At 64.1% G+C, this 15,568-nt stretch carries 13 protein-coding genes and 1 pseudogene; 10 read left to right on the forward strand and 4 right to left on the reverse strand.

Annotated elements, in window-relative coordinates; genetic code table 11:
- The first annotated feature begins 5 nt into the window (after positions 1-5).
- Entirely contained in the window at positions 6-914 is a 909-nt protein-coding gene (locus tag ACVW16_RS32685; RefSeq protein ID WP_456703092.1) for an amino acid ABC transporter substrate-binding protein, read from the forward strand.
- On the opposite strand, the gene ACVW16_RS32690 is transcribed toward ACVW16_RS32685, so the two are convergent.
- Entirely contained in the window at positions 865-2,151 is a 1,287-nt protein-coding gene (locus ACVW16_RS32690) for an MFS transporter (RefSeq protein ID WP_456734842.1), read from the reverse strand. The two genes, ACVW16_RS32685 and ACVW16_RS32690, sit on opposite strands and share 50 nt — an antisense overlap.
- 91 nt (positions 2,152-2,242) lie before the next feature.
- Between ACVW16_RS32690 and ACVW16_RS32695 the strand changes: the two genes are divergently transcribed.
- Genes ACVW16_RS32695 through ACVW16_RS32710 form a run of 4 tightly spaced genes read left to right on the forward strand, consistent with a single transcriptional unit; the run spans position 2,243 to position 5,836 of the window.
- The gene (locus ACVW16_RS32695; RefSeq protein ID WP_456705253.1) at positions 2,243-2,716 is read left to right on the forward strand and encodes a MarR family winged helix-turn-helix transcriptional regulator; all 474 of its coding nucleotides are present in this window, start codon (positions 2,243-2,245) and stop codon (positions 2,714-2,716) included.
- Positions 2,717-2,718: 2 nt separating this feature from the next.
- Positions 2,719-4,770, forward strand: a complete 2,052-nt coding sequence (locus ACVW16_RS32700) for an FUSC family protein (protein WP_456734843.1) — start codon at positions 2,719-2,721, stop codon at positions 4,768-4,770.
- Positions 4,767-4,973, forward strand: a complete 207-nt coding sequence (locus ACVW16_RS32705) for a DUF1656 domain-containing protein (protein WP_456703095.1) — start codon at positions 4,767-4,769, stop codon at positions 4,971-4,973. The genes ACVW16_RS32700 and ACVW16_RS32705 overlap by 4 nt, the downstream gene beginning before the upstream one ends.
- A complete protein-coding gene (locus tag ACVW16_RS32710; RefSeq protein ID WP_456734844.1) occupies positions 4,970-5,836 on the forward strand; it encodes an efflux RND transporter periplasmic adaptor subunit in 867 nt (288 codons plus the stop codon). Before ACVW16_RS32705 ends, ACVW16_RS32710 begins: the two co-directional genes overlap by 4 nt.
- 758 nt (positions 5,837-6,594) lie before the next feature.
- Here ACVW16_RS32710 and ACVW16_RS32715 read toward each other — a convergent pair.
- A pseudogene (locus tag ACVW16_RS32715) lies at positions 6,595-6,720 on the reverse strand (acyl-CoA dehydrogenase); the annotation flags it as partial.
- 33 nt (positions 6,721-6,753) lie between these two features.
- The gene (locus tag ACVW16_RS32720) at positions 6,754-8,379 is read right to left on the reverse strand and encodes a long-chain fatty acid--CoA ligase (RefSeq protein ID WP_456703097.1); all 1,626 of its coding nucleotides are present in this window, start codon (positions 8,377-8,379) and stop codon (positions 6,754-6,756) included.
- 315 nt (positions 8,380-8,694) lie between these two features.
- On the opposite strand from ACVW16_RS32720, the gene ACVW16_RS32725 reads away from it, so the two are divergent.
- The 5 genes from ACVW16_RS32725 (at position 8,695) to ACVW16_RS32745 (ending at position 12,055) form a co-directional block, all read left to right on the forward strand.
- Positions 8,695-9,501, forward strand: a complete 807-nt coding sequence (locus ACVW16_RS32725) for a shikimate dehydrogenase family protein (protein WP_456734845.1) — start codon at positions 8,695-8,697, stop codon at positions 9,499-9,501.
- Between the two features lie 127 nt (positions 9,502-9,628).
- Positions 9,629-10,447: a lytic murein transglycosylase gene (locus ACVW16_RS32730; protein WP_456734846.1), complete on the forward strand. Its 819-nt coding sequence runs from the start codon at positions 9,629-9,631 to the stop codon at positions 10,445-10,447.
- Positions 10,448-10,559: 112 nt separating this feature from the next.
- Positions 10,560-10,781, forward strand: a complete 222-nt coding sequence (locus tag ACVW16_RS32735; RefSeq protein WP_092230347.1) for a hypothetical protein — start codon at positions 10,560-10,562, stop codon at positions 10,779-10,781.
- A 12-nt stretch (positions 10,782-10,793) separates the two neighbouring features.
- On the forward strand, positions 10,794-11,216 hold the full coding sequence (locus ACVW16_RS32740; protein WP_456703100.1) for a hypothetical protein: 423 nt from the start codon (positions 10,794-10,796) through the stop codon (positions 11,214-11,216).
- Positions 11,217-11,608: 392 nt separating this feature from the next.
- Positions 11,609-12,055, forward strand: a complete 447-nt coding sequence (locus ACVW16_RS32745; protein WP_456703101.1) for a MaoC family dehydratase — start codon at positions 11,609-11,611, stop codon at positions 12,053-12,055.
- Between the two features lie 258 nt (positions 12,056-12,313).
- Here the strand turns inward: ACVW16_RS32745 and ACVW16_RS32750 are convergent, their stop codons facing one another.
- Positions 12,314-15,514 (reverse strand): efflux RND transporter permease subunit, encoded by a 3,201-nt coding sequence (locus ACVW16_RS32750; RefSeq protein WP_456734847.1) that lies wholly within the window; start codon positions 15,512-15,514, stop codon positions 12,314-12,316.
- Positions 15,515-15,568: the final 54 nt, after the last annotated feature.

Raw genomic sequence — 15,568 nt, forward strand, 5'->3', positions numbered from 1 at the left:
CGCCGATGCGTCTATCCGCCGTCCTTTTGGCCGTCACATGTCTTGCCGGCGCAGCGTCTGCCGAAGATCTGTCGGGCACGCTTCAGAAGGTCAAGGACACCGGGAAGATCACGCTCGGCTACCAGGAAGCCTCCGTGCCCTTCAGCTATCTCGACGGCAACCAGAAGCCGGTCGGGTTCGCCATGGACATCTGCCTCAGGATCGTCGACGCCGTGAAGAAGCAACTCGCCATGCCCGACATTGCCGTCGAGACTGTCGCCGTGACCTCGTCCAACCGCATCCCGCTGATGGTCAACGGCACGCTCGATCTCCACTGCTCGGCGACCACCAACAATGCCGACCGCCAGAAGCAGGTCGCCTTTACCAACACGCATTTCCTCAGCGCGACGCGGTTTGCCGCCAAGAAGGCTTCCAGGATCAACACCATCGACGACCTCAAGGGCAAGGCCGTCACCGCTGTGGCAGGCTCAGTTAATTTGAACCAGCTCGCCAAGGTCAATACCGAGCGCAATCTCGGTATCAAGATCATGCCGGCCGTGGACCAGGCCGAGGCGTTCCTGCTGCTGGAGACCGACCGTGCTCAAGCCTACGCGCTCGACGATGTCCAGCTTGCGGTCGCAATTGCGCGCTCGAAGGAGCCGGCGCTGTTCATGATCAGCGAGGAGACGTTCTCGAAGCCTGAACCTTACGGCATCATGCTGCGCCGGGACGATGCGCCGTTCAAGGCGCTCGCCGATCGCGCCACGGCCGAGCTCTATGCGAGCCCGGAGATCGAGGTGCTCTACAGGAAATGGCTGGAATCGCCGACGCCGCCGAACGGGATCAACTACAACGTTCCGATGTCGGCAGCCTTGCGCAACGCCTTCAAGAACCCGAGCTCGAGCGCCGATCCGGATGTATATCTTGTGAAGTGAGGCGAGGGCGCCAGCGGGCGCGCGGCGTGTCGAGCAATCGGCCCGCCAGCGCCACGCCGCTTGCCGCAATCGCCGCCATGACGAGGGCCCAAGCCACAAACAACCGATGGCCGATCAGCGCGCCGCTTAAGAGCGGGGCGCTGATGTTTGCACCCGACATCAGCGATTGGTTGAGGCCCATGATCATGCCCTGGCGGTTGATCGCAGTCGAGCGCGACAGCTCCGCCGTCAGCGTGCTGCGGGCAAACATGGTGCCGACGATGATCAGCGTCAGGTAGATCGCGAGCAGGCTGATATTGCTGCCGGCGGCAAGGCCGGCAAATCCGAGGCCCATGCAGGCGAAGGCTGCCATCACGATCGTGCGGTCGGAAGCGACGAGGTTCGCCCGCGTGATCAGAAGTCCCTGAACCACCATGTTGATGAAGCCGGCATAAGCAAACATCCAGCCGAGCTCGCGCGCGCCGAAGGGATGTCCGTCCCAGGAGAACCGCGCCGACAGGAACAGGCCGATCTGCGACAGGAACATCGAATTGACGAAGAAGAACACGATCAGCAGGCCGAGCAGGCGCCAGCCGTAGCGCATGCCGAACAGGCTGCGCATCAGCGTCGGCTCGGGCACGCGGTGCTGGTAGAGCGGCTCGGATGCGGGATGATCCGGCGGAAGAAGGGCAATCGTGGCGAGGATGCTGATAAGCGAGAGCGCGGCTGCGGCCCACACCGGTGCGGTCTGGCCGTAATGAACCAGGAAGCTCGCCAGCGCCGGCCCGAGCAGGAGCCCCGTGCCGATCGCACCGCTGGTCATGCCGAGCGCCTGCTTGCGCGTCGCCGGTGCGCTGTGCTCGGCGGCATAGGCGTGGGCGACCGAGATGTTTCCTGATGTCAGGCCATCGATGATACGCGCCAGGAACACCAGCGTCAGATTGCCGGCCAGCGCGAGCAGGACGAATCCAATGAGCGTTCCGATCTGGCTGACGACCAGGACTTTCCGCCGCCCGTAGCGGTCGGAGAGAATGCCGACCACGGGACCCGCGACGAGCTGGCAAACGGCATAGACCGAGATCAGCGCGCCGATCAGGAAGGGCGTGGCGCCGAGCCGCTGCGAAAAGAACGGCAGCAGCGGCAGGATGATGCCCATCCCCGTGGCGTCTACGGCCACGACGACGAAGGTCGGGGCGAGCGAGAGCGCGCTTTCGCCCGCCATCGCCTGCCGTACCTCTGCCGCGGAACCCGGGGCCATGACGCGTTGTCCTCGTTCGCTTTTGCGTGATCGGTCTGAACGTTCCGGATATATAGTTGCAGGCTAATAGTTCGTGTCCTATCTATTTTGCATGGCTCTGTCGCAGGCTCACATCCACGGCGAAATCGGCCGGCTGGTCGCGCGCCTGGCCCGCGTCTGGCGGCGCGAGTCGGATCAGGCGCTGTCCGACCATGGGCTGTCCTATGCAACCGCGATTCCGCTCCTCGTGCTGTCGCGGCAGGGCGAGAACGTCCGCCAAGGCGTGCTGGCCGACGAGCTCGGCATCGAAGGGCCGTCGCTGGTGCGCCTGATTGATCTGCTCCAGGCCGAGGGTCTGGTGGAGCGCCGCGAAGACGCCACCGATCGCCGTGCCAAAACGCTCCATCTGACCAAAGCGGGCGAAGCCAAGGTCGAGGAGACCAACCGGATCTTGCGGCGGGTGCGGGCACGCCTGCTCAAGGATATCGCGGCCGAGGAACTTGCGATAACGTTCGAGACTCTTCAGCGCATCGAACAGAGGGCCAGCCGGCTACAGGACGCCAGGACCGGTCCAGAGGCGAAGTAGCTATGCGCCCGGACGAGCCGTTCCTGGTCCGCCATGCGGACCTCATTTTTGCTCTGAAGACGTTCGCCGCGGCGATGCTCGCGCTCGTCATTGCGCTTGCCATGGACCTGCCGCGGCCCTATTGGGCGATGGCGACCGTCTACATCACCTCACAGCCGCTCGCAGGTGCGACCAGCTCGAAGGCCTTCTTCCGTGTCATGGGCACGCTGGTCGGCGCGATCATGACAGTGGGGCTGGTCCCGAACCTGGTCAATGCGCCTGAACTGTTGTGCCTCGCGATCGCGCTCTGGGTCGGGCTCTGCCTCTATCTGTCGCTGCTCGACGGCACGCCGCGCAGCTACGTCTTCATGCTGGCCGGCTACACGGTCGCGCTGATCGGCTTTCCCTCGGTGTCCGACCCCGGTGCGATTTTCGACACGGCTGTTGCGCGTCTGGAAGAGATTTCCCTCGGCATCATCTGCGCCAGCCTGGTCTCCACGATCGTTTTTCCCCGCAGTGTTGCCCCGGCAGTCGCAGGCCGTGTCGACAGCTGGCTGCTCGATGCACGCCGCCTCAGCCAGGTCGTCCTGCTGCGCGAGGGCACCGTTGAGACCCGCCGCGGCAAGCGCCTCAAGCTTGCCACCGACATCGTCGAGATCGACACGCTCTCCACCCATCTCGCCTATGACCGGCTGACCGATCGCAGCGCGGTGACCGGCCTCGGCGAGATCCGGCTGCGGATGCTGATGCTGCTGCCCGTGATCGCCTCGCTCGAAGACCGTCTGGCGGCGTTAGGGGAGGAAGCTCTGCGGCGGCAGCCCGAGCTGAAGCGACTGCTGGAGGATCTTGCCCAATGGATCGTCAGCGACCTCAGCACACGGCAACCGGCTGAACGGATCCGCGCCATGATCGCGGAACGGCAGGCGGTGCTCGATGACAGCGCGTCCTGGGAGCGGATCATCATCACCAGCCTGCTGTCGCGGCTGCGCGAGCTGGTCGACCTCTCGCGCGATTGCCGGGAATTGACCGAGGCGATCGCCGGTAACCGCAATGTCTCGACGCTCGATCTGGCGTTCCACTCCGAAGCCGGCGCTGCGCCCGTCCGCCACCGCGATCGCGGCATGGCCCTTTGGTCGGCGGCCGGCGCGGCCGTGGCCATCCTGATCTGCTGCGCGTTCTGGATCGGCACAGGCTGGCCGGATGGTGCATCGGCGCCGATGATGGCGGCGGTCGCTTGCTCGTTCTTTGCTGCGCAGGACGAGCCCGCGCGCTTCATCCGCAGCTTCGGCCTGTGGTCGCTGGTCGCCATCGTGGTCGTCGCGATCTACCTGTTCGCGCTGGTGCCCGCGATCTCGGATATCGAGGTTCTGGTCGTCGCGCTGGCGCCGACCTTCCTGCTCTATGGCTTCCTGATCGCGCGGCCGGCCACGGCGGGCACCGGCATGGCGCTCGCGGCCAACACCGCCACGCTGCTCGCGTTGCAATCGACCTATTTCGCGGATTTCGTCTCCTACGCCAATTCCGCCGTCGCCTTCTTCGTCGGCGTCCTCATCGCCGAACTGGTGACGCGGATCGCGCGTGGAGTGGGCGCGGAATGGATTGCCAATCGCCTGGTGTCGTCGAGCTGGATCACGATCGCGGTTGCGGCCGAACGACGGGGAAAACGCGACCGCGCGGAGTTCGCAGGGCTCATGCTGCACCGTCTCGGGCTACTGGTGCAGCGCATCGCGTTCCTCTCCGAGAGCGACCGGCGCGATGCCGACAGCCTCGTGCAGCTCCGCATCGGGATCAACATCATCGATCTGCGCCGCGCGCGTTACGGGCTTGCGGCATCGACCATCGCGGTCATCGACGACATGCTCGATCAGCTCGCCATCGCCTGCCGTAACTATGCGGGCGGCGGAATGCCGCGCGAGCTTCTGGTCAGCGTCGACCGGGCGCTGGCGCAGGCGGTGAAAGATCCCAATGACAGCCCACGCGAAGACGCCTTGATCGGCCTCGTCGGTATCCGCCGGGGCCTATTCCCGGACGCGCCGGCCTATCGGCCGCGTGCAGATGCGAGTGTGGCGGCATGAGATATGTCATCGACATCTATGGCGTGCTGGTGCCGGCGCTGCTGCTCTGGATCATCCTCGCCTATGTGCTGAGCGCGCTTCTGCGCCGGCTCATGCAACGCTTCGACCTGTACCGGCTGGTCTGGCACCGCGCGCTGTTCGATTTCGCTGTTTTCGTTTGCCTCCTCGGCGGCGTGGTCTATCTCTCGGAGTATCTCTCATGAAGGGAAATTTTGCCTGGATCGGCCGGCTTGCAGTGACCATCATCGTGGTCATCGCCGCGGTCGGGGTCGGCCGCGAGCTGTGGGCCTATTACATGGAGTCGCCCTGGACGCGTGACGGCCGTGTGCGCGCGGACGTGGTTCAAGTCGCGCCTGATGTCTCCGGCTTCGTCACCGACGTGCTCGTCAAGGACAACCAGAAAGTCCATCGCGGCGATGTGCTGTTCAGGATCGATCGCGAGCGGTTCGCCCTGGCGCTGCGGCAGGCCGATGCGTCGGTCGCCGGGCATCAAGCGACGCTCGATCAGGCCAATGCCGATCTGAAGCGCTACAGCGCGCTGACGACCGATGCCGTGTCGCAGCAGAAGCAGGAGCAGGTGCTTGCGACCCAGCTTCAGGCCAAGGCGGCCTTCGACCAGGCCGTTGCCGACCGCGCCGTTGCCCAGCTCAATCTGGATCGCAGCGAGGTCAAGGCGTCCGTGAACGGCGTGATCACCAATATGGACCTGCGCCCCGGCGCTTACGTTTCCGCCGGCAAGGGCGTGATGGCGCTGGTCGACAGCGACACGTTGCATGTCGAAGGCTATTTCGAAGAGACGAAACTTGCGCGCATTCGTACCGGCGACAAGGCGGTGGTCCGCCTCATGGGCGAGAAGGCGACGCTGACAGGCCACGTCGAGAGCATCGCCGCCGGCATCGAGGACCGCGACCGTGCCGAGGGCGCCAGCCTGCTCGCAAACGTCAATCCGACCTTCAGCTGGGTGAGGCTTGCCCAGCGCGTGCCCGTGCGCATTGCGCTGGATCCGGTGCCGCAGGGAATGTCGCTGGTTGCCGGGCGCTCGGCGACCGTGGAGGTATTGGACTAACGCAGCGACCAGATGATCACGCTTGGCTTGGGGAAAACCGGTACCGAACGTTTCAAAGCCTAATCGTAAGGCTAATCCTGACTCGCGCGTGTGTGAGTCGGGGGACTGTATGAGCGTTTGGTTTTTAGTCCTAGCAGCTTGCGTCGTCGGCGCGTTGCTCCTTTTGGCGTTCTGCCGGTAGGACCGACAGCAGATGTACTTGTTGCTGCGACGCATCAGCGAGCCGCGGAATAGCGGTTCCAAGCGGATCGTTTTTGACTGTGCACGGATGAACGCGTTCACTTCCGGGATCGGAGGCGGACGTGAGCTGGTTGTTTGTGTTTCTCATCGCCGCGAGCGCAGTCGTTCTGATCGCCCATGCGATTGACGCGATGCGTTCTTGAAGTTGCCCGTGACTCGGTTTCGTCGGTAGCTCGGTAAGCGCCGAAAATGTTCCGAGGCGCGAGAGTGTCAATTCGAAGACCTGGCCCTGCGGCCCAAGCTTGTCAAAGCGGGAGGAAAACGATCATGCTTGCGTTCTATCTGCCGATCATCATTTTCGGAGCGATGCTCGAAGCGTTTTCGGGTCGCAGTGCATCGCCGCCAGGTGTCGACTAGATGCCGACCCACAGCACTGGTTCCAGTGCTGACGCGCCGGCGTTCGCCTACGCGCTCGAATTCGTCTTCAGCTCGAACCGGGCGATCTGGTTCCTGTGCACTTCGTCAGGCACCTCGGCGAGGGGCAGCAGGCGTGAAGTGGCGTAGGCCTGGGCAAAGCTTCGAGATGCGGCCACCTCGATGTTGGTCGCGTCCGATGAGGCGACCGCAGGCGCGGTGATGGCGAAGCAGGAACGGATTTCGGCTGCGTGCGGCGGCTTCAGGCAGTGCTCCTTGTCCTTCTCCGTGTCGTCGTGCGGGTTTGGAGGTCGCCAGCGGGCTCAGCCGACGCGATAACCCCGAAACTTCTCGCGGAGCGCCGATTTGAGCACCTTGCCGGTGCCCGTCATCGGGAATTCGTCGAGAAATTCGACCGCATCAGGCATCCACCAGCTCGCGATCTTGGGACGCATGTGATCGAGCAGGGTCTTGCCGTCGATGGTCGCGCCCTTCTTGCGGACGACAAGCAGAAGAGGGCGCTCCTGCCATTTCTCGTGCGCGATTGCGACCACGGCGGCTTGCAGCACATCGGGGTGGGACAGCGCGACGTCTTCGAGCTGGATCGAGGAGATCCATTCGCCGCCCGACTTGATCACGTCCTTGGAGCGGTCGGTGAGCGTGACGTGGCCGTGGGCGTCGATCACGGCCATGTCGCCGGTGATGAGCCAGCCGTCGCGATCGAGGCCCTCGTCCAGCTTCATGTAGCCGGAGGCGACCCAGGGGCCGCGGGCGCGCAAATGGCCGACGGTCCTGCCGTCGCGCGGCAACTCGCTGCCGCCATCGTCGACGATGCGCAAGGTGGTGCCGAAGCAGGCGCGGCCCGAGACCTGGCGCCGGTCGAAGATCTCGGTTTCGCTGAGATGCTCCGAGCCCGGCCGCAACCCCGGCATCGAGCAGCCCAATGCTTCCGTCATGCCCCACGCCTGGATGTAGTCGACACCGTAGTCGCGCTTGAGCTTCTCGACCATCGCGCGTGGCGGTGCCGATCCCGACGACAGCGTTGCGCGCAGGCTGGAGAACTTGTTGCCGGTGCGGCCGAGCCAGTCGAGCAGGATCAGCCAGAAGCTCGGCACGCCAGCTGACAGTGTCACCTTTTCGCCTTCCAGCAGCTCATAGAGCTTGTCGGGCTCGTAATTGCGGCCGGGCAGCACCAGTTTCGATCCGGTATAGGGTGCAGTGAACGGCATGTTCCAGCCATTGCCGTGAAACAGCGGCGCCATCGGCATCATCACCTCACGCACGCCTTCGCGATGCCCGGGAATGAAGTCGAAGCTGGAGCACGTCATCGTCTGCAGGATCGCGGCGCGATGCGAATAGATCACGCCTTTGGGATTGCCTGTCGTGCCCGAGGTGTAGCAGATGGTGGAGGCGGATTTCTCGTCGAACTCCGGCCAGGCGAAGCCTGCGTCGCTCTCCTTGTCCAGCAGCTCCTCATAGCAACGGACGTTCGCAAGTTTCGTCTCCGGCATGCGTTCGCGCGATGACATGATCACATAAGCTTCAACCGCCGTCAGCTGCGGCGCGATTGCCTCGACGATCGGCAGAGTGGCGCGGTCGACGAACAGGATGCGGTCTTCGGCGTGGTTGATGATGTAGACGAGTTGTTCGGGGAATAGTCGCGGATTGACGGTGTGCAGCACGTATCCCATGCCGGGCGCTGCGTAGAACATCTCGAAATGACGATGCGTGTTCCAGGCCAGCGTGCCGACGCGGTCGCCTTGCTTCATGCCGAGCCTCTTGAGCGCCAGCGCCATGCGCTTGATGCGCGGATGGGCCTCGGCATAGGTGTAACGGTGGATGTCACCTTCGATCTCGCGCGCGACGATCTCCGCCTCGCCGTGATAGTCGGCGGCATATTGGATCAGGCCGCTGATCAACAGCGGCATGTCCATCATCAATCCGAGCATCGTCCCCTCCGAAAAATGCCGTGCACCCTAAAATCATGTCTTCGCATGATGCGTTCGCGCTTGCCGGCAAGGTAGCGGAAGGTCGCGCGGCGTCCACGCAAAAAGCGGCGGACGCGATTGCGTGCGCCACCTTTTCAGGGCTAACTGGCGCAAATTGCAGGCCGAAGCAGTGCCGCCGTGAAGGAGATTGATGTCAGCGCAAAGACACAAGACCGGTGCAGCCGGCAGGCCTCGTGACGGCGCCTTGGAGGGGCTGGAATTGACCTATGGGGCCGACGCGACGAGCGACAGCTATCCGGTTCCGGCATGAGCGGCATGATCCGGGCCCCTACGGGGGCGACGCGGCTCTCCATCATCATCGGCGATCCCATTGCGCAGGTGCGCTCGCCCGCCGGTGTTTCCGCGGAGTTCTTAGCGCGCGGCCATGATGGCATTCTGGTGCCTGTTCAGGTCTCCACCAGCGATCTGACCGGTTTCCTCTCGGTCGCGACGCGGTTGAAGAATCTCGATGGCATCGTGGTGACGATCCCGCACAAATTCGCCTGCTACCAGGCCTGCGCCAGTGCGACCGAACGCGCGCACTTCCTGCGCACCGTCAACCTGATGCGCCGGCGCGCCGATGGGGCGTGGCATGGCGACATGGTGGATGGCCTCGGCTTCGTCGGTGCCGCGCGGGCGAAGGGGATCGATCCAAAGGGGATGCGGGCGCTTCTCGTCGGAGCGGGCGGGGCGGGCTCGGCCATCGCGCTCGCCCTGGTCGAGGCCGGGGTGAGTGAGCTTGCCATTCACGACAGTTCGGCCGAGCGGCGGGATGCGCTCGTCCATCGGCTCAATGAGCTCGGTAAGGCGCGCGTGCGGGCAGGCACCATCGATCCGTCCGGCTCCGATTTCGTCGCCAATGCGACGCCGGCCGGAATGAGGGACGGCGATCCGCTGCCGGTCGATACCTCGCGGCTGGCGTCGTCGGCCTATTGCGGCTGCGTCATCACCAAGCCAGACATTTCGCCCTTCATCGCAGCAGCCCGCAAGCTGGGCTGCGTCACCGCGACCGGCAGCGAGATGTACGGGCAGCACCAAGGCATCATGGTGGATTTCCTGCTCGGGACCGATGGCGGACGCTAAGGGTTTGATCATGTCAAGCGCATTGCTTGCATTGATTGCACTCCTCGGGGCTTGAGCGCGCGCGCCTGACGTAGGATCATGCCCGCGCGCGAGCCGGTCGCGCAAAGTCGAGGAAGGGAACGCAGGAATGACTGAGGGCAAGACCGTTGCGACGGCGATGATCGGCGCGGCCGCGCTGCTGTTGTCCCTGATGCCCGCCGCTCAAGCCGCGCAATGCGGCAACGGGCCCGGCGGCTTCGAGGCCTGGAAGCGTCAGTTCAGCGCGGAGGCGCAGGGCAAGGGCATCGGCCAGACCGCGATCTCGGCCCTGATGCAGACCAATTACGCCAGCGCCACCATCAATGCTGATCGCAGCCAGCACAGTTTTTCACTCTCCCTTGAGCAGTTCCTGGCCAAGCGCGGCGCCACCACCATCGTGGCACGCGGCCGATCGCTGAAGCAGTCGCAGGCGGCGATGTTCGCCTCGATCGAGCAGCGCTACGGCGTGCCGCCGGGACCGTTGATCGCGATCTGGGGCATGGAGACCGGATTCGGCAGCCAGCGGGGCAACCAGAACATGCTCTCGTCGATTGCGACACTCGCCTATGACTGCCGTCGTCCTGAGTTCTTCACCGAGCAGCTCTATGCGGCGCTGAAGCTGGTCGACCGCGGCGTGCTGTCCGGGGCGACCCGTGGCTCCATGCATGGCGAGGTCGGCCAGACCCAGTTCATGCCCAAGAACATCCTGGCCTACGGCACCGGCAATCTCGACGTCGCCGCCAACGCGCTGAGCTCGACCGCGAATTTCCTGAAAGCCAATGGCTGGCGCGCGGGAGCCGGTTACCAGCCGGGCGAGCCGAATTTTGCCGCGATCCAGGCCTGGAATGCGGCCGGCGTCTACCAGAAGGCCATCGCGCTGATGGGCCGGCAGATCGACGGGGGTGGCGGAGCGGCAGCAGCCCGTTGAGGGTACTCCGCAAGGCGTGACCTGCTTGGCAGAGAAAGTTGTTGCTTTCAGGAACCGACAGCACGAGGTTTGCTTAGATCAAGTTCAGGGCTGGGCATGAGGAGAACTCAACATGGCTACCCAGATCGTGATGGACCAGACTGGCGATACACGCCACGAGTTTGATCCCGAAAATGCCGAAGCGTTGGCGCGGGCCGAACAGCGCTTTCGGGAGTTGACCGGCGCGGGCTTTACCGCGGCGTACCGGACCGGACCCGGCGAAGTCACGCGGATCAAATCGTTCGACCCGACCGCGCAGGAAACGCTGTTCTATCCCCGCCTCGTCGGCGGTTGATCTGAACGGCCGATGATCGCGGTCTTCAGGCTCGGCGCGCCCGCGCGAGCGCGTCTGCACGCGCTCCGCGAGCTCTACCGTCGCTTCTTTGGCGAGAACACGCCTGAGGCGCGGGGCAGGCGGCTATTGGCCGAATGGCTGTCTGAGGAGCAGCGTGCCCAATTCGAGCAGCACCGGCATTTTGACGTGATCGGCTGCGACAGCGGCAAGCGCTATCGCATTCACTACGGCACCGCCGCCAACGTCCACGAGGTCGATGAGGCCGGGATTGCGACGATGGGGTGGTGCTTCGTCCCGTCAGGCTTCCTCGTGCCGGGCGATGTGATGCTGGCCCAGAAGATCGCGCTCGAGACCGACGAGAAGGGAGCACTGGCGCTCGCCAACCGGTTCCCACCGGCAACGCATTCAGAGCACTTTTACCGGCGACCGTTCTAGTGGTCAGAGCTGGCGGGTCGGTCGATCAGAGGTGCGTGGTGCGGTAGGCGTCCAGCGCGTGCGCCGCAAATACGCCGATGCTGCACAGGGCGAGAAGGGCTGAGATCAGTTCGATCATAGCTCGTCGCTCCCGAGTGGCTGGGCGACGAGATGCTGACAGCAAGCATATTCCCTGATCAGGTCGAGGATGAATTGCATGACGCACGTCCCTGTATGATTTTGGCGATCACTTAACCGGCGATCTGTTTCAGGCGTATTTCGTCGATTTGGGAAAGAGGTTTCGCCAGGAACCGGGTCTGGTCCCGGAGCAGCCAAACCGCTACACCCGGGCCGGCAATCACTATTTTCGTCACGCGTATCGCGCGCGGCGCATCACATTTCGAGGCAAAATCATGGCACAGGTCGCTTGGTTCGACGATCTCACCATTGGCATGCGTTTCAAATCGCCGGAGGTCGAGGTCAGCGAAGCCGACATCAAGCGGTTTGCGGCCGAGTTCGACCCGCAACCGATGCATCTCGATCACGAAGCCGCCAAGGCGACCCTGTTCAAGGGCCTGGCTGCATCAGGATGGCACACCGCGGCGATCGCCATGAACCTCGCGATCCAGACCCGTCCCTTCGGGCCACACCCCCTGATCGGTGCCGGCGTTGATGGGTTGCGCTGGACCCTCCCGGTGCGGCCGAATGACCGGCTGCATCTGGTCGGCGAGGTCATGAGCCTGACGCCATCGAAGTCGAAGCCGCAGGGCATCGCCTTGGTGAAATGGACGATGTTCAACCAGAACGGCGAGGAGGTTTACACTTTCACGCCGATCGCGATCGTGCCGCGGCGCGCCTAGGGCAGTCGTATCGTCGACCCGGTCGGCATCGATCCGGACGGCATGGTCTTCGATCATGCCAAGGCCACCTTCGACGTCACCGACGAGGTGGCGAGGCACCTGTTCGTCTGGCGCGATGATCTGCGCGAGCGCCAATCCTGGATCCGCGCGAGGACGATGGCGGGCGCGAGATCGATCGCGCCGCGGTTTGGGCCGACAGTGCCGGCAGGGCGGTGTGGGAAACTGACCGCCCGCCGGCCACCCACAACGCGCCGCCATCTAGTGGCCGGGACGGGTGATCGAACCTTGGGCTGCCGCCGCGCCGATATCGCTGCCATGATGGACCAGCGGCTTCATGCCGGTGATCGTCCGCAGCAGCACATAAAACACCGGCGTCAGGAACAGGCCGAACACGGTGACGCCGATCATGCCCGAGAACACGGCGACGCCCATCGCACGGCGCATCTCGGAGCCGGCGCCGGTCGAGAGCACCAGCGGCAGGACGCCCATGATGAAGGCCATCGACGTCATCAGGATCGGGCGCAGCCGCAGCCGGCTCGCCTCGATCGCAGCCCGGATCGGGGTGCGCCCGGCGAATTCAAGCTCGCGCGCGAATTCGACGATCAGGATGGCGTTCTTGGCGGAGAGGCCGACAAGCACGATCAAGCCGATCTGGGTGAAGACGTTGTTGTCACCCTTCGAGAGCCACACGCCGAACATGGCGGCCAGCAGCCCCATCGGCACGATCATGATGATCGAGAGCGGGAGCGTCAGGCTCTCATAGAGCGCTGCCAAGACCAGGAACACCAGCAGGATCGCGAGCGGGAAGACCCAGAGGCCGGAATTGCCGGCGAGGAACTCCTGATAGGTCAGGTCGGTCCATTCGAAGGCAAAGCCGGGCGGCAATGTCTCCGCCGCAATCCGCGTGGCTGCCTCCTGTGCCTGGCCCGACGAGAAGCCGGGGGCCGCCGCCGCGTTGATGTCGGACGACAGGAATCCGTTGTAGCGGATCGCGCGCTCAGGCCCCGCGCTCTGGCGGATCGTCATCAGCGCCGACAACGGCACCATGTCGCCGGAGGACGAACGCACCTTCAACTGCCTGATGTCGTCGGCGCGGGCGCGGAACGGCGCATCGGCCTGGACATAGACGGAATAGGTGCGGCCAAACTTGTTGAAGTCGTTGACGTAGTAGGAGCCGAGGTAGATCTGGAGCGTGTTGAAGACTTCAGTCACGGGTACACCGAGCTGGAGCGCCTTGGTGCGGTCGATATCGGCGAACAACTGCGGCACGTTGACCTGGAAGCTCGAAAACACGCCGGCGATCTCCGGCGCCTTCTGCATCGCCGCCATGAACGCCTTCGTTGCGTCGTTCAGCGCCTCGTAGCCGAGACCGGCGCGGTCCTCGATCTGCAGCTTGAAGCCGCCGATGGTGCCGAGGCCGTTGACCGGCGGCGGCGGGAACATGGCGATGAAGGCTTCCTGGATGCCGGCGTACTTCTTGTTGAGATCGGCCGCGATCGCATTGCCGCTCAGGGCCGGGCTCTTGCGCTCATCGAACGGCTTCAGGGTCGAGAACACGATGCCGGCGTTGGACGAGTTGGTGAAGCCGGAGATGGACAGGCCAGGGAAGGCGACGGAGCTTTCGACGCCTTGTTGGGTTAGTGCGATGTCGCTCATTTTACGGATCACTTCTTCCGTGCGATCCAGCGTGGCGCCATCGGGCAAGCGAGCGAATCCAACAAGATATTGCTTGTCCTGGCCGGGCACGAATCCACCAGGCACCTGCTGGAAAAGCAAGGCGGTGAGGCCGACCAGCGCTACGTAGAGGCCCATCACGGCAGCCTTGCCCGAGATCACCTTGGTGACCGTGCCGCTGTAGCTGTTGGAGGAGTAGGTGAAGGCACGGTTGAAGCGGCGGAAGAACCAGCCGAGGCTCTTCTCCATGACGATCGTCGGCCGGTCCTTCGGCTCGTTATGGCCCTTGAGCAGCAGCGCCGACAGGGCCGGCGACAACGTTAGCGAGTTCACCGCCGAGATCACGGTCGAGATCGCGATGGTCAACGCGAACTGCTTGTAGAACTGACCGGTAAGACCGGAGATGAAGGCGAGCGGAACGAATACCGCGATCAGCACCATGGCGATCGCGATGATCGGCCCGGACACCTCGCGCATCGCCTGATAGGTCGCGTCGCGGGGCGACAGCCCGCCCTCGATGTTGCGCTCGACGTTCTCGACCACGACGATGGCGTCGTCGACGACGATGCCGATGGCGAGCACCAGGCCAAACAGGCTGAGCGCGTTGATGGAAAAGCCAAACAGATGCATCACCGCGAAGGTGCCGACGATCGACACGGGGACAGCGAGCAGGGGGATGATCGAAGCGCGCCAGGTCTGGAGGAACAGGATCACCACCAGCACCACCAGCGCGATCGCCTCCAGCAGGGTGTGGATCACGGCCTCGATCGAGGAGCGAACGAACTGGGTGGGATCGTAGACGATCTGGTACGACACGCCCTCCGGCATGTTCTTCTTGATCTCGGCCATGGTGGCGCGGACGTGATCGGAAATTTCGAGCGCGTTGGAGCCTGGTGCCTGGAAGATCGGGATCGCCACCGCCTGCTTGTTGTCGAGCAGCGAGCGCAGGCCATATTCGGATGCGCCGAGCTCGATACGCGCGACGTCGCGCAGGCGCACGACCTCGCCCTGCGAGCCCGTCTTGACCACGATGTCGCCGAACTGCTCTTCGTTGCCGAGCCGTCCCTCGGCATTGACGGACAGTTGCAGATCGATTCCTTTGACGTTCGGCGACGAGCCGACCACGCCGGCCGCAGCCTCGACGTTCTGCGCCTGGATCGCCTTAACGATGTCGCTTGCCGTCAGGCCGTGCTCGGCCGCCTTTTGCGGATCGACCCAGACCCGCATCGAATAGTCGCCGGCGCCGTAGAGCTGGACGTCGCCGACGCCGTCGATGCGCGCGAGACGGTCCTTGACGTTGAGCACCGCGTAGTTGCGCAAGTAAGTCATGTCGTAGCGGTTGTTCGGCGACAACAGATGCACCACCATGGTGAGGTCGGGCGACGATTTCTTGGTGATGATGCCGAGCTGACGGACCACGGCCGGAAGACGCGGCTCGGCCTGCTGCACGCGGTTCTGCACCAGCTGCGTCGCCTTGTCGGGGTCGGTGCCGAGCCGGAACGTCACCGTCAGCGTCATCGCGCCGTCGGTGGTCGCCTGGCTCGACATGTACAGCATGTTCTCGACGCCGTTGATCTGCTCCTCGATAGGAGTAGCCACGGTCTCCGCGATGACCTTGGGATTGGCCCCGGGATAGGTCGCGCGCACCACGACGGAGGGCGGCACGACGTCGGGGTATTCCGAAATCGGCATTGCCAGCAGCGAGATCAGCCCGGCCAGGAAAATCACGACCGACAGCACGCCGGCGAAAATCGGACGATCGATGAAGAACTTTGAGAGATTCATGGTCTTGCCCCTGCGCGAGCGACAGCTATCCCGTTGTCCGGGACGTGGGCTTTG

It is taken from the genome of Bradyrhizobium sp. USDA 4474 (assembly GCF_054057515.1).

Excerpts from the sequence above, each read along its gene's own strand:
- ACVW16_RS32685 (WP_456703092.1), top strand. The coding sequence starts at position 6 with ATGCGTCTATCCGCCGTCCTTTTGGCCGTCACATGTCTTGCCGGCGCA.
- ACVW16_RS32690 (WP_456734842.1), bottom strand. The coding sequence starts at position 2,151 with ATGGCCCCGGGTTCCGCGGCAGAGGTACGGCAGGCGATGGCGGGCGAA.
- ACVW16_RS32695 (WP_456705253.1), top strand. The coding sequence starts at position 2,243 with ATGGCTCTGTCGCAGGCTCACATCCACGGCGAAATCGGCCGGCTGGTC.
- ACVW16_RS32700 (WP_456734843.1), top strand. The coding sequence starts at position 2,719 with ATGCGCCCGGACGAGCCGTTCCTGGTCCGCCATGCGGACCTCATTTTT.
- ACVW16_RS32705 (WP_456703095.1), top strand. The coding sequence starts at position 4,767 with ATGAGATATGTCATCGACATCTATGGCGTGCTGGTGCCGGCGCTGCTG.
- ACVW16_RS32710 (WP_456734844.1), top strand. The coding sequence starts at position 4,970 with ATGAAGGGAAATTTTGCCTGGATCGGCCGGCTTGCAGTGACCATCATC.
- ACVW16_RS32720 (WP_456703097.1), bottom strand. The coding sequence starts at position 8,379 with ATGCTCGGATTGATGATGGACATGCCGCTGTTGATCAGCGGCCTGATC.
- ACVW16_RS32725 (WP_456734845.1), top strand. The coding sequence starts at position 8,695 with ATGATCCGGGCCCCTACGGGGGCGACGCGGCTCTCCATCATCATCGGC.
- ACVW16_RS32730 (WP_456734846.1), top strand. The coding sequence starts at position 9,629 with ATGACTGAGGGCAAGACCGTTGCGACGGCGATGATCGGCGCGGCCGCG.
- ACVW16_RS32735 (WP_092230347.1), top strand. The coding sequence starts at position 10,560 with ATGGCTACCCAGATCGTGATGGACCAGACTGGCGATACACGCCACGAG.
- ACVW16_RS32740 (WP_456703100.1), top strand. The coding sequence starts at position 10,794 with ATGATCGCGGTCTTCAGGCTCGGCGCGCCCGCGCGAGCGCGTCTGCAC.
- ACVW16_RS32745 (WP_456703101.1), top strand. The coding sequence starts at position 11,609 with ATGGCACAGGTCGCTTGGTTCGACGATCTCACCATTGGCATGCGTTTC.
- ACVW16_RS32750 (WP_456734847.1), bottom strand. The coding sequence starts at position 15,514 with ATGAATCTCTCAAAGTTCTTCATCGATCGTCCGATTTTCGCCGGCGTG.